Genomic DNA, 13,043 nt, shown 5'->3' with positions numbered 1-13,043 from the left:
CATTAATGCTTAATGATGTACAGATCTTTGGTGTAGATGTTGTCCATCGGGTCTTTACCGGTATAACCGCCCACCCATGGTTTCACCAGGCGTGCGTTAACGTAGTAATAAACCGGAACGATGGCTGAGTCTTTGCCCAGTTGCTGTTCAGCTTTGTCGTACAGCGCAACACGTTGTGCTTCGTCAGTCACCTGCAGCGTCTGCTTCATGATGGCATCAAACGCCGGGCTCTTATAGTGAGCGGTGTTCATGGAGCTGTCGGACAGCATGGTGTTCAGGAAGGAAGTCGGTTCGTTGTAGTCCGCACACCAGCCCGCACGCGCAACGTCATAAGTTCCCTGGTGACGGGTGTCGAGGAAGGTTTTCCATTCCTGGTTCACCAGTTTCACGTCAACGCCCAGGTTTTTCTTCCAGATAGACGCCGCAGCGATAGCCAGTTTCTTATGCAGATCAGAAGTGTTGTACAATAGGTTGAAAGTCAGCGGCTTGTCAGCGGTATAACCGGCTTCAGCCAGCAGTTTCTTCGCTTCAGCGTTACGCTGTTCCTGAGTCCAGCTGAACCACTCTGGTTTAGTCAGTTTAGCACCGTCAGTGTATGGCGGGGTGTAACCGAAGGCTGGCAGGTCGCCCTGCGCTTTCACTTTGTTGGTGATGATGTCGCGATCCAGACCCAGTTTCAGCGCGGTACGTACGCGAGCATCGGTGAATGGCGCTTTCTGGTTGTTGATTTCGTAGTAGTAGGTGCACAGATACGGGTCAACGTGAACTTCGGTTGGGATCTCTTTTTTCAGTTTCTGGAACAGCTCAATCGGCAGGTTGTTATAGGTCATGTCGATTTCACCGCTGCGGTAGCGGTTAACGTCCGTGACTTCAGAAGAGATTGGCAGATAGGTAATCTGGTCGATAACGGTTTTCTTGTTATCCCAGTAATTGGTGTTGCGCTCCATCACGATGCGCTCGTTAACCACCCAGTCTTTCAGCTTATACGCGCCGTTGGTGACGATATTGGCTGGCTGAGTCCACTTCTCACCGAATTTCTCGATGGCGGCTTTGTTAACCGGGGACATCGCCGGGTTCACCAGCAGTTTGTAGAAATAAGGGACCGGCTCGCTCAGGGTGACTTCCAGAGTGTGGTCGTCGATGGCTTTCACGCCGAGATCGGAGGTCGGTTTTTTGCCTTCAATGATTTCGTCAACATTGAGGATGTGACCATACTGCGGATAGCTCGCATACGGGGACGCGGTTTTTGGGTCAACCAGACGCTGCCAGCTATACACGAAATCTTGTGCCGTTACCGGCTCGCCATTGGACCATTTAGCGTCTTTGCGCAGGTGGAAGGTCCAGACTTTAAAATCTTTGTTATCCCAGCTTTCTGCTACGCCCGGAATTGGGTGGCCGTCTTTGGTAGACGTAATCAGCAGGCCTTCAAACAGGTCACGGCTGACGTTAGCTTCCGGCACACCTTCAATTTTGTTCGGGTCTAACGACTGAGGTTCCGCGCCGTTGTTGCGGATCATGGTCTGCTTATCTGCCAGATTAACGCCCGCAGGAACGTCTGCAGCCATTGCACTTCCTGCGATAAGTGCAGCGAATACGCCCGCTGCGATAAGGCTTTTTTTTGTGATGATGGTCATTGTGTTGATACTCCGCTCATTATAATTACCGACTTTTCGTCAGCCTGTTTAATCCCCTAAGGGGTTCCCCGAGTCGCGCAGGAGTGAAAGCGCCTGTCGGGTGGTTACTGCGTGCTATCACCGACTTTTTTATTACGGTCACTCTCTTTCGGCAACCTTACGTCGATTCTTTAAGCCATCCCCCCTGTCGGGATGACCTCTGTTCTTTTTTCGCCCGGAGATTTATTTGAAAATTATTCTCATCTCCGTGTTTTATGCGGCGAAATGCCTCGGCGGAAAGTATCAAATGCAATTACTACCCGCCAATACAATTTGCAAATTTGTTAACCAATTCTCTTTTGTGACGATGGCTTCATATGAAACATGACGTTATCGAGAGCAATTTTTAATAATTAACATTTAAATTTCAATACATTGCAACTGGCAACTTGCGTGTGGTTGCCTTTTCCGATTTTGCGATCGTTTTTTGTACAAAAATTTAACATTTGGTTATTATTTAGCACATTACTCTGCCTGTGCACTGAAATTACTAATATCATTTCAATGATCGCACGGCAAGCGTAAGAGTATCATGTTAATGAAATAACATTATTGCCGCGGGGACTATCTCTCAATCAGTGGACTAATTCATTGATAGATAAGAGATTGGCAAGTCATAACAAGAGGTTATAGCTGAGAGGTATTTCACTTTTGTTGATATGTTTTGCTAATAAAGGAAAGAAGAACGAGGCCCGTGTCGACCTCGTTTTGGAGAGCACTCAGGCAAGAAGACCAGGGAAGATAGATTTGATACCCGCGACGATAAATTCAATGCCAAGCGCCATCAGCAATAAACCCATAATACGGGTGATGACGTTGATGCCCGTTTGTCCTAACAGACGCACCAGCCACGGAGCAATGCGGAACAAGCCCCAACAGCAGGCCGCAAAGAGGGCAATCGCCACGGAAAAACCAATCAGATGCGCCCAGTTGTGATAGCGAGTTCCCCAAACGATGGTGGAACTAATTGCCCCCGGCCCCGCCATCAGCGGCAACGCCAGTGGCACGACCCCAACGCTTTCGCGGATGGCGGTTTCTGACTTCTCTTGCTTGTTCTGTTTATCTTCGCCGAGCTTCCCGCTGATCATCGACATCGCGATGGTCACCACCAGAATGCCCCCCGCAATGCGGAACGAGTCAATTGAGATGCCGAAAAGCTGCAGGATGCCGTCACCCAGAAACAGTGAGGTCCACAAAATGATGGCCACTGACAGGTTCGCCGTCAGGTTGGTTTTGTTTCGCGCAGGCGCTGACTGGTAGCTGGTCATGCTGATGAACACCGGAATGATGCCTACCGGGTTGACCAGCGCAAATAAGCCAATGAAAAATTTGATATACGTTGGAAAATCGAACAGCGATTGAATCACGGTAACCCTGCGCCCTCATCAATTGTGGTAGTTGACGTTCAATACTTCTAAAAACCGCGCTGAAGATACGCTTTTTGGCAGTATTCTTCACCACAAATCTGTCAGAAAACGCTACCAATACACGTTGTTATGCAAATGTATAAATTATGCTAATGTAAAATCGGTTCGAAAGGTCGATCTTTTAACACTTGATACAAACCGCTAAAAACGGCCTGCTGAAAGGAGTCAGCTTGGTGTAATCTTGATTTAGATCACGTAATTCGTACTCAGAAGTGGGTAATCTTGAAGTCGCACCAGGGAGTAGCCCGGTACCTCAACCGGGTGTAATGGAAGGCTCTTTTAGTAAATCAAGTGGATTGAAGGTCGAAAGTAACCTGTTGGTTTTATGGCTCTTACGCAAGCTGTTAGCGGTCTGTCTATACTGACGTATCGTGCAGCTGATTTACTAAAAAAGTTTAACATTATCCAGGAGAGCATTATGGCTGTTACTAATGTCGCTGAACTGAACGCACTCGTTGAACGAGTGAAAAAAGCCCAGCGTGAATATGCCAACTTCACCCAAGAACAGGTTGATAAAATCTTCCGCGCGGCCGCTCTGGCTGCTGCAGATGCTCGAATCCCTCTCGCGAAACTGGCGGTTGCCGAATCCGGTATGGGTATCATTGAAGATAAAGTGATCAAAAACCACTTTGCTTCTGAGTATATCTACAACGCCTATAAAGATGAAAAAACCTGTGGCATCCTCGAGACTGATGACACCTTCGGGACCATCACTATCGCTGAGCCTATCGGGATTATTTGCGGTATCGTTCCTACCACTAACCCAACGTCTACCGCTATCTTCAAATCGCTGATTAGCCTGAAGACTCGCAACGCAATCATCTTCTCTCCACACCCACGTGCGAAAGACGCCACCAACAAAGCGGCAGACATCGTGCTGCAGGCTGCTATCGCTGCAGGTGCTCCGAAAGACCTGATTGGTTGGATTGACCAGCCTTCTGTTGAGCTGTCCAATGCCCTGATGCACCACCCAGACATCAACATGATTCTGGCAACCGGTGGTCCAGGCATGGTTAAAGCAGCATACAGCTCCGGTAAACCAGCCATCGGTGTGGGTGCAGGTAACACTCCAGTTGTCGTTGACGAAACTGCAGATGTGAAACGTGTTGTCGCGTCCATCCTGATGTCCAAAACCTTCGATAACGGCGTAATCTGTGCTTCTGAACAGTCTGTTATCGTGGTTGACTCTGCTTATGCCGCAGTACGCGAGCGTTTCGCTTCCCACGGCGGCTACATGCTGCAGGGTAAAGAGCTGAAAGCCGTTCAGGACATCATCCTGAAAAATGGCGCGCTGAACGCAGCTATCGTTGGCCAGCCAGCAACCAAAATTGCAGAACTGGCAGGCTTCACCGTGCCAGCAGACACCAAAATCCTAATCGGCGAAGTCAGCGTTGTTGACGAATCCGAGCCGTTCGCTCACGAAAAACTGTCTCCGACTCTGGCTATGTACCGTGCCAAGAACTTCGAAGACGCGGTTGTTAAAGCGGAAAAACTGGTTGAGATGGGCGGCATCGGCCACACCTCTTGCCTGTACACCGACCAGGACAACCAGCCAGAGCGCGTTAAATTCTTCGGCGACAAAATGAAGACCGCGCGTATCCTGATTAACACCCCTGCTTCTCAGGGTGGTATCGGTGACCTTTACAACTTTAAACTCGCACCTTCCCTGACTCTGGGTTGTGGTTCATGGGGTGGTAACTCCATCTCTGAAAACGTTGGTCCAAAACACCTGATCAACAAGAAAACCGTTGCTAAGCGAGCTGAAAACATGTTGTGGCATAAACTTCCGAAATCTATCTACTTCCGCCGTGGCTCTCTGCCAATCGCGCTGGACGAAGTGATTACCGATGGCCACAAACGTGCGCTGATCGTGACTGACCGCTTCCTGTTCAACAATGGCTACGCTGACCAGATTACTTCTGTTCTGAAAGCCGCTGGCGTTGAAACTGAAGTGTTCTTCGAAGTTGAAGCTGACCCGACGCTGACCGTTGTTCGTAAAGGTGCAGAGCTGGCGAACTCCTTCAAACCAGACGTGATCATCGCGCTGGGTGGTGGTTCCCCAATGGATGCCGCGAAAATCATGTGGGTGATGTACGAGCATCCAGAAACTCATTTCGAAGAACTGGCGCTGCGCTTTATGGATATCCGTAAACGTATCTACAAGTTCCCGAAAATGGGCGTGAAAGCGAAAATGATTGCTGTCACCACCACTTCCGGTACCGGTTCTGAAGTTACGCCGTTTGCAGTTGTAACTGACGATGCGACTGGTCAGAAATACCCACTGGCTGATTACGCACTGACCCCAGACATGGCTATCGTTGACGCTAACCTTGTCATGGAAATGCCGAAGTCTCTGTGTGCGTTCGGTGGTCTCGATGCAGTGACTCACGCTCTGGAAGCTTACGTTTCTGTACTGGCTTCTGAGTTCTCTGACGGTCAGGCTCTGCAGGCTCTGAAACTGCTGAAAGAAAACCTGCCAGCGTCTTATAACGAAGGTTCTAAAAACCCTGTTGCCCGTGAACGTGTTCACAGTGCAGCGACCATCGCCGGTATCGCGTTTGCTAACGCCTTCCTTGGTGTGTGTCACTCCATGGCGCATAAACTGGGTTCTCAGTTCCACATTCCACACGGTCTGGCGAACGCCCTGCTGATCAGCAACGTTATCCGTTACAACGCGAACGATAACCCAACTAAGCAGACTGCCTTCAGCCAGTACGATCGTCCACAAGCGCGTCGTCGTTACGCAGAGATCGCAGACCATCTGGGTCTGACCTCTTCCAGCGACCGCACTGCAGCAAAAATCGAGAAGCTGCTGGCATGGCTGGACAGCATCAAGGCTGAACTGGGTATTCCTAAGTCCATCCGTGAAGCTGGCGTGCAGGAAGCTGACTTCCTGGCACACGTCGACAAACTGTCTGAAGACGCGTTTGACGACCAGTGTACCGGTGCTAACCCACGTTACCCTCTGATCTCCGAACTGAAACAGATCCTGCTGGATACTTACTACGGTCGTGAGTTCTCTGAAGGCGAAGTGGTAGAGAAGAAAGCTGCTGCTCCCGCTAAAGCTGACAAAAAAGCGAAGAAAACCGCTTAATCGTTAGCTGAATAAAAAACCCGCCGATTGGCGGGTTTTTTTATGTCTGCGATAAGAAACTTTTAATAGTTACTCTTCGATACTTCCACGAATACGCTGCTGAATAAGCGCCAGAGATCCTTCCTGAAGCGCTTCTTTATAGTGTTTACGGCACACCGAGACATAACGTTCATTGCCGCCAATTACCACCTGCTCGCCCTCATTGTACGGCCGCCCTTCCTGATCCAGACGGAGCACCATACTGGCTTTACGCCCACAGAAGCAGATCGTTTTTAACTCCACCAGTTTGTCCGACCAGGCCAACAGATATTGGCTCCCGGTAAATAATTCACCGCGAAAGTCAGTACGCAGGCCGTAGCAAAGCACAGGGATGTCGAGCTCATCAACCACCTCAGACAGCTCATGTACCTGCTCGCGCGTCAAGAACTGGCTTTCATCCACCAGCACGCAGTGAATCGGCTCCTGTGCGTGTTCAGACGCAATATCGCTGAACAGCGACGTCTGTGGGTTATAAAGCTTGGCGGGTGAAGAGAGACCAATACGTGAGCTGACTTTTCCTGCACCAAAACGGTCATCGATTTCAGCGGTATAAACCAGCGTCCTCATACCCCGTTCCTGGTAATTGTAAGAGGACTGTAACAGTGCCGTGGACTTCCCCGCATTCATCGCGGAGTAGTAAAAATAAAGTTGTGCCATTCGCAGCATCACTCCAATCGTCGAGATTTTAACGGCACGAAGTGTACCATATTCCTGGTCGATTTCCGTGTTCGCGCTTGCAGTAACCGTTTCCCGCCAATTCAAAATATTAAGTTCTACTTATCTATAATAACAATTAGATACGTAATCTTATGACAGCGCTCTTCCTTCAATGCGTGGGAGACCTACCATGTCATTAAGCCCGGTTCCATAAGAAAGTGTTTAGTGAGGTTATGATTCAGATTCTATTGAATAGCCGCCATTTTCCGCCCTGCTCCACCGCTAATACGAAAGGCTGATATTTGCGATTCTCGGATATATACCCGCCCGGAAACAAACAAAAAGAGCTTACTTTGTAAGGGTGTTCTTATGTTTGCCACCGGGCAATAAGCACACAGTATGTGAACTAACGCGTAAAATTTAACTTTATCTAATTAAGAGGAGTGAGAAATAACAGGTTATTTTGAATTCCTTACAATCCCCCCTATTGCACATCTTAAATTATCGCTCTATTATTACCTCAACAAACCACCCCACAATATAAGTTTGAGATTACTACAATGAGCGAAGCACTTAAAATTCTGAACAACATCCGTACTCTTCGTGCGCAGGCAAGAGAATGCACTCTGGAAACGCTCGAAGAAATGCTGGAAAAATTAGAAGTTGTTGTTAACGAGCGCCGCGAAGAAGAAAGCGCTGCTGCTGCTGAAGTTGAAGAGCGCACTCGTAAACTGCAACAGTACCGTGAAATGCTGATTGCTGATGGCATTGACCCGAATGAACTGCTGAACAGCATGGCTGCTGCAAATAAATCCGGTGCTAAAGCTAAACGTGCAGCTCGCCCGGCTAAATATAGCTATGTTGATGAAAACGGCGAAACCAAAACCTGGACCGGCCAGGGTCGTACCCCGGCAATCATCAAAAAAGCAATGGATGAGCAAGGTAAATCTCTGGATGATTTCCTGATTTGATCTTCTTGTTTGTTGAGAAATCCCGCTTCGGCGGGATTTTTTTTATCCATCGTTGATGGAAATGTCCGAAAAGCCTTATTAAACGGCACGCTGTTAGCCCTGGTCAAATCCCAGGCAATAAAAAACCGGGGCCCTTTCGGCACCCCGGTTTATGCTGTATGGCGAGAACGAGTTACTTGCCTGCGCCTACAGTCTCTTCCAGCCAGGCTTTAAAATCTGCGCCCAGTGAGTTGTGGCGAATACCATATTCAACAAAAGCACGCATATAACCCAGTTTATTACCGCAGTCATGGCTCTTGCCTTTCATATGATAGGCTTCAACGGTTTCTTTCTCGATCAGCATATCAATCGCATCGGTCAGCTGGATTTCATCACCCGCGCCTGGAGGCGTTTTCGCCAACAGAGGCCAGATTTCCGCGCTGAGGACATAACGCCCTACTACCGCCAGGTTAGACGGCGCGACATCAGCCTTAGGCTTCTCTACCACGCCCACCATCGGTACGCTGTCGCCCGGCTTCAGTGCTTCGCCTTTGCAGTCGACCACACCGTACGCCGTCACATCTTCAACCGGCTCAACCATGATTTGGCTGGCGCCTGTTTCGTCAAAGCGTGAAATCATTTCTGCCAGGTTATCGCGGGACAGATCAGATTCATATTCATCCAGAATAACGTCCGGCAGAATAACCGCGACAGGTTCATTACCCACCACTGGATGTGCGCAAAGCACGGCGTGACCCAGACCTTTTGCCAGACCCTGACGCACCTGCATAATGGTGACATGCGGCGGGCAAATAGACTGCACTTCTTCCAAAAGCTGACGCTTAACACGCTTTTCCAGCATGGCTTCAAGTTCGAAGCTGGTATCAAAGTGGTTTTCGATCGAATTTTTCGAGGAATGCGTTACCAGTACAATTTCAGTAATGCCTGCAGCGATACATTCATTTACAACATACTGAATTAATGGCTTGTCAACCAGCGGCAGCATTTCCTTTGGAATCGCTTTAGTGGCGGGCAACATCCTGGTGCCCAATCCCGCTACCGGGATTACGGCCTTAGTGACTTTTGAATTTAATGCAGCCATTGAAATCTCCTGAACTGTTCAAACTTTGAACGTGCTCGTTAATTAATAACGCGTTGAGTATATCAGTACCGTTTGTGCAGTCTGGTCTGAAAAGGACACGTTAACCTTGAATTAGGATTTTTACGCATAAATCCTGCTGATAGTACCACCACTGTCTGAAAGCGGTGATAGCTATATCCTTACTCTCAGGTTAATTGTTCATTCCGCAGACAACATTAAGCGTAAACGTCCGCCAGCCCCCCAAATTTGGCACTGCCACGACTCGCAGCGCTGGCTGATTTGATTTAAATAAGCATTCCCTAACGTGCCCAGCGGAACGCCGTTGCTGATCTGGATTTGATGGTCTCCCGTGTTCAGCGTGCCGTTAAGACCTGCGGAAACAAGGATCAGGTTTTTAATTCCGCTGTGGTAATAGCCAACCAGCAGCGGGAACTGTCCGGGCAAATTAGCCTGGCGCAGCAATTGGTTCACCTGTTTGAGTAAACTGCCCAATTCCGGCAGGCGTTGTCCTTCGTGTGCTAACTGTTCCTGTAACAGGCCATTAAATAAAGCCCGTAACAATAATGCGGCCAACACACCGTTTTCCCCGGCTCGGGTGACATCCAGGCAATAAAAAGCCAGGTCTTTATCTGAAAGTGGTGCAATATCGAGCACCAGCCCCGGTTTATCTGCCGACACCAGTTGCCGATAATTGATACGACAATGGGAAATGTTTTGCTGAACCGGCGGTTGTAATTCCTGCAATAGCTTTGCCGCAGCGGTAGGATTACTGACCAGCGCATCCCAGTCCTCGAACAAACGCTCTTCCTCCTCCACCCGGGAATTAAACATGTTGGGATAGAGACAGGCAAAAACGGTTTCACGAAGACGGTTGAAATCTTTGACAGGTTTAAGCAAAACGTCCTGCACACCCAGGCGAAGCGCACTGGCGATATCCGCCATGTGTTCGGTGGCAGAGATAACGAGGATAGGCAGTTGATGACCGTTATTGCGCAGGTGCTCCACCAGCTTAAGACCGTTCATCCGTGGCATGGCAATATCGCAAATCATCAAGTCGGGTTGCAAATGCGTCAGTTTTTCCAGGGCATCCACGCCATCATCTGCCAGGGTCGTTTCTGCACCCAGCGATGAAAGCCACGAATCAAGGAGAGAGCGGAAAACGGGTTCGTCCTCAACAATCAGAATCTGTTTTCCCGCCAATGGCTGCGTCATGATATCTCCCCTGACAGACGATAAGTAAATAGTGGCACGCTATTGCTGGGATCGCCTGTCAGATTTTGCTGAAGTAATCGAAAAGCCCTAACCCGCTGTACGCACCAGCGGTAAAAGTTCATCCATCTTTTTCTCAACGGCCAATTGTCCGGCAGCTATCGCCGCTGGCGCCCGATGAAAATCGAGAGTGGAAATTTGTGGGCAAAAAGGTTGCAACAAAATATCCGGGGGATCACCCGCCATTCGGTTGCGCTTTAATCGGTTTTCCAGCACCTGTATAGAGGTCGTCATGATCTCCATGGCCGTCGGCGTTACCGCCGTCCGGCGAGATGTCATTCTTCCGAGTCTGGCACGAAAACGTTCGTGCCAGCTCAGGCTATCATCTGAAGACTCGGGATCGGGCTGAAGGTTCACTGACAGGAGATCCTGCTGCATTAAATGCGCGTCGTGTTGCAAATCGACCGCAATCACAATGTCAGCGCCTAATGCGCGTGTGAGCGAAACCGGTACCGGGTTAACAACGGCTCCATCGACCAGCCAGTAGCCGTTGTGCATGACGGGAGACATAAGCCCGGGAATACTGCAGGAAGCGCGTACGGCAAGATGAAGATCGCCTTCGGTGAACCAGATTTCACGGCCGGTACTGAGGTTTGTTGCGACAGTCGCAAAACGGCGTGGGCAGGATTCAATTGCGTCTGCGGGGATCAACTGACGAAAATGGCTGAACACACGCTCACCACGTAGAAGGCCGCCTCTGCGCCAGGAAAGATCCATCAGACGTAACACATCCCAGGAACTGAATGAGCAGACCCACTTTTCCAGCACGGGTAACCGGTCGCAGGCGTAAGCCGCTCCAACCAGCGCACCAATCGAACACCCCGCCACAATATCAATCTCAATACCCATTTTCTGTAGCGCTTTAATCACGCCGATGTGTGACCATCCACGCGCTGCGCCTGAGCCGAGAGCCAAACCAATTTTAAGCTTTCTCATTCCTGCTGATGATGAACCCCGTTCCTGTCGTAGCAACATTACGATTGCTCGGTTAACATATTTACCGCCCGGCGCTCTGCGCCTCATTATAGTTACCTGGGAAAGCGTTTATGGACTCACTTTGCCCCTGCGGCAGCGCTCTGGAGTATAGCTCATGTTGCCAGCGATATCTTTCGGGCAGCGAGCCTGCGCCAACACCTTCACAGCTCATGCGATCGCGCTATACCGCCTTCGTGATGAAAAATGCAGACTACCTGGTCAGGACCTGGCATCCCTCATGCGAAGCCACGGCATTCAGGCAGGATCTTGAGCAAAGTTTCTCGCACACCGAATGGCTTGGTCTGACCATTTTTGCCGCTGATGAAGGACATCATCCTCACGAAGGGTTTGTCAGCTTCGTCGCTCGCTTCCGTGAACATAGCAAGAGCGGTGCCCTGATTGAGCGTTCAAGATTCTTAAAAGAAAATGGACAATGGTATTATATTGATGGTACACGTCCTCTGATAGGCCGCAACGATCCCTGCCCTTGCGGGTCAGGCAAAAAATTTAAAAAATGCTGCGGTCAGTAAGATAGCCACAGAAACAGCAAACACCTTCAACAGGATTTCCCCCGCAATGCACTCATTACAACGTAAAGTGTTGCGTACTATCTGCCCAGACCAGAAAGGGCTGATCGCACGTATTACCAACATCTGCTACAAGCACGAACTCAACATTGTGCAGAACAACGAATTCGTTGATCACCGCACCGGTCGTTTCTTTATGCGTACCGAGCTGGAAGGCATTTTCAATGACTCGACGCTGCTGGCCGACCTCGACAGCGCCTTACCGGAAGGGTCCGTTCGTGAACTGACGCCCGCGGGCCGTCGTCGCATCGTGATTCTTGTCACCAAAGAAGCGCACTGTTTGGGTGACTTGCTGATGAAGGCCAACTACGGCGGTCTTGACGTCGATATTGCAGCCGTCATTGGTAACCATGACACGCTGCGTCCGCTGGTTGAACGCTTTGATGTGCCCTTTGAGCTGGTCAGCCACGAAGGCCACACGCGCGAAGAGCATGACAAACTGATGGCCGATGCCATCGACGTTCATCAGCCGGATTACGTGGTACTGGCGAAATATATGCGCGTCCTCACGCCGTCATTTGTCGCCCGCTTCCCGAACAAAATCATCAATATTCACCACTCATTCCTGCCAGCCTTTATTGGTGCGCGCCCGTATCATCAGGCGTATGAGCGAGGCGTGAAAATCATCGGTGCCACGGCGCACTATGTGAACGATAACCTCGATGAAGGCCCCATCATCATGCAAGATGTGATTAACGTCGATCACACCTACTCCGCCGACGATATGATGCGTGCCGGCCGCGATGTTGAGAAAAACGTCCTCAGCCGCGCCCTGTACCAGGTCCTTGCGCAGCGCGTCTTCGTTTACGGCAACAGAACGATCATTCTCTGAGGAAAACCCGATTGCGGTGCTTTTAAACGTTACGGGTAAAAAGTACGCAAACGGTTCATTTTCCTGAAAGGAAGGCTTTACAGCGGCGCGTCATTTGATATGATGCGCCCCGCTTCCCTAAGGGAGCGGCCAGTAAAAGAAGTAAAACCCCTGGCGGGGTTCCCGAGCGATCATAAGGGAGCTGACTGCAAATCTGCCGTCATCGACTTCGAAGTTCGACTCGAGCCACAGCGAGAGAGCGTTACCGCAGGTAACGACAATCCTTCCCGCAGTGAATAGCCAACACCCCTGGCGGGGTTCCCGAGCGATCATAAGGGAGCTGACTGCAAATCTGCCGTCAACGACTTCGAAGTTCGACTCGAGCCACAGCGAGAGAGCGTTACCGCAGGTAACGACAATCCTTCCCGCAGTGAATAGCCAACACCCCTGGCGGGGTAC

General features: G+C 50.0%; 10 protein-coding genes. 4 read left to right on the top strand and 6 right to left on the bottom strand.

From position 1 onward, the window contains the following. Positions 1 to 2: 2 nt before the first annotated feature. Entirely contained in the window at positions 3 to 1,634 is a 1,632-nt protein-coding gene (gene oppA, locus ACI2I2_RS04800) for an oligopeptide ABC transporter substrate-binding protein OppA (protein WP_404656857.1), read from the bottom strand. A gap of 758 nt (positions 1,635 to 2,392) precedes the next feature. Next, positions 2,393 to 3,040, bottom strand: a complete 648-nt coding sequence (locus tag ACI2I2_RS04795; RefSeq protein WP_330982693.1) for a YchE family NAAT transporter — start codon at positions 3,038 to 3,040, stop codon at positions 2,393 to 2,395. 478 nt (positions 3,041 to 3,518) lie between these two features. Between ACI2I2_RS04795 and adhE the strand changes: the two genes are divergently transcribed. Next, positions 3,519 to 6,194 carry a bifunctional acetaldehyde-CoA/alcohol dehydrogenase gene (gene adhE / locus ACI2I2_RS04790; protein WP_404656856.1) on the top strand — a complete coding sequence of 892 codons (2,676 nt, stop codon included), beginning with the start codon at positions 3,519 to 3,521 and terminating at the stop codon, positions 6,192 to 6,194. Positions 6,195 to 6,263: 69 nt separating this feature from the next. Here the strand turns inward: adhE and tdk are convergent, their stop codons facing one another. Beyond that, entirely contained in the window at positions 6,264 to 6,890 is a 627-nt protein-coding gene (tdk, locus tag ACI2I2_RS04785) for a thymidine kinase (protein ID WP_404656855.1), read from the bottom strand. A gap of 560 nt (positions 6,891 to 7,450) precedes the next feature. Between tdk and hns the strand changes: the two genes are divergently transcribed. After that, positions 7,451 to 7,861, top strand: coding sequence for a histone-like nucleoid-structuring protein H-NS (gene hns / locus ACI2I2_RS04780; protein ID WP_404656854.1), 411 nt, complete (start codon positions 7,451 to 7,453; stop codon positions 7,859 to 7,861). A gap of 172 nt (positions 7,862 to 8,033) precedes the next feature. Here hns and galU read toward each other — a convergent pair whose 3' ends face one another. From galU to rssA, 3 genes are all read right to left on the bottom strand, one after another. Next, on the bottom strand, positions 8,034 to 8,942 hold the full coding sequence (gene galU / locus ACI2I2_RS04775) for a UTP--glucose-1-phosphate uridylyltransferase GalU (protein WP_404656853.1): 909 nt from the start codon (positions 8,940 to 8,942) through the stop codon (positions 8,034 to 8,036). Between the two features lie 198 nt (positions 8,943 to 9,140). Further along, positions 9,141 to 10,154: a two-component system response regulator RssB gene (gene rssB, locus ACI2I2_RS04770; RefSeq protein WP_404656852.1), complete on the bottom strand. Its 1,014-nt coding sequence runs from the start codon at positions 10,152 to 10,154 to the stop codon at positions 9,141 to 9,143. A gap of 87 nt (positions 10,155 to 10,241) precedes the next feature. Beyond that, positions 10,242 to 11,147 carry a patatin-like phospholipase RssA gene (gene rssA, locus ACI2I2_RS04765; RefSeq protein WP_330982698.1) on the bottom strand — a complete coding sequence of 302 codons (906 nt, stop codon included), beginning with the start codon at positions 11,145 to 11,147 and terminating at the stop codon, positions 10,242 to 10,244. Positions 11,148 to 11,257: 110 nt separating this feature from the next. On the opposite strand from rssA, the gene ACI2I2_RS04760 reads away from it, so the two are divergent. After that, positions 11,258 to 11,716 carry a YchJ family protein gene (locus ACI2I2_RS04760; RefSeq protein ID WP_404656851.1) on the top strand — a complete coding sequence of 153 codons (459 nt, stop codon included), beginning with the start codon at positions 11,258 to 11,260 and terminating at the stop codon, positions 11,714 to 11,716. Between the two features lie 46 nt (positions 11,717 to 11,762). After that, a complete protein-coding gene (purU, locus tag ACI2I2_RS04755) occupies positions 11,763 to 12,605 on the top strand; it encodes a formyltetrahydrofolate deformylase (RefSeq protein WP_404656850.1) in 843 nt (280 codons plus the stop codon). Positions 12,606 to 13,043 lie beyond the last annotated feature (438 nt).

The organism is Scandinavium sp. NPDC088450 (genome assembly GCF_044900545.1).
Taxonomy (GTDB): domain Bacteria; phylum Pseudomonadota; class Gammaproteobacteria; order Enterobacterales; family Enterobacteriaceae; genus Scandinavium.
Note: the sequence above shows the minus strand (reverse complement) of the source record. Positions and strands in the feature narration are given on the sequence as shown.

Excerpts from the sequence above, each read along its gene's own strand:
- oppA (WP_404656857.1), bottom strand. The coding sequence starts at position 1,634 with ATGACCATCATCACAAAAAAAAGCCTTATCGCAGCGGGCGTATTCGCT.
- adhE (WP_404656856.1), top strand. The coding sequence starts at position 3,519 with ATGGCTGTTACTAATGTCGCTGAACTGAACGCACTCGTTGAACGAGTG.
- tdk (WP_404656855.1), bottom strand. The coding sequence starts at position 6,890 with ATGGCACAACTTTATTTTTACTACTCCGCGATGAATGCGGGGAAGTCC.
- hns (WP_404656854.1), top strand. The coding sequence starts at position 7,451 with ATGAGCGAAGCACTTAAAATTCTGAACAACATCCGTACTCTTCGTGCG.
- galU (WP_404656853.1), bottom strand. The coding sequence starts at position 8,942 with ATGGCTGCATTAAATTCAAAAGTCACTAAGGCCGTAATCCCGGTAGCG.
- rssB (WP_404656852.1), bottom strand. The coding sequence starts at position 10,154 with ATGACGCAGCCATTGGCGGGAAAACAGATTCTGATTGTTGAGGACGAA.
- rssA (WP_330982698.1), bottom strand. The coding sequence starts at position 11,147 with ATGAGAAAGCTTAAAATTGGTTTGGCTCTCGGCTCAGGCGCAGCGCGT.
- ACI2I2_RS04760 (WP_404656851.1), top strand. The coding sequence starts at position 11,258 with ATGGACTCACTTTGCCCCTGCGGCAGCGCTCTGGAGTATAGCTCATGT.
- purU (WP_404656850.1), top strand. The coding sequence starts at position 11,763 with ATGCACTCATTACAACGTAAAGTGTTGCGTACTATCTGCCCAGACCAG.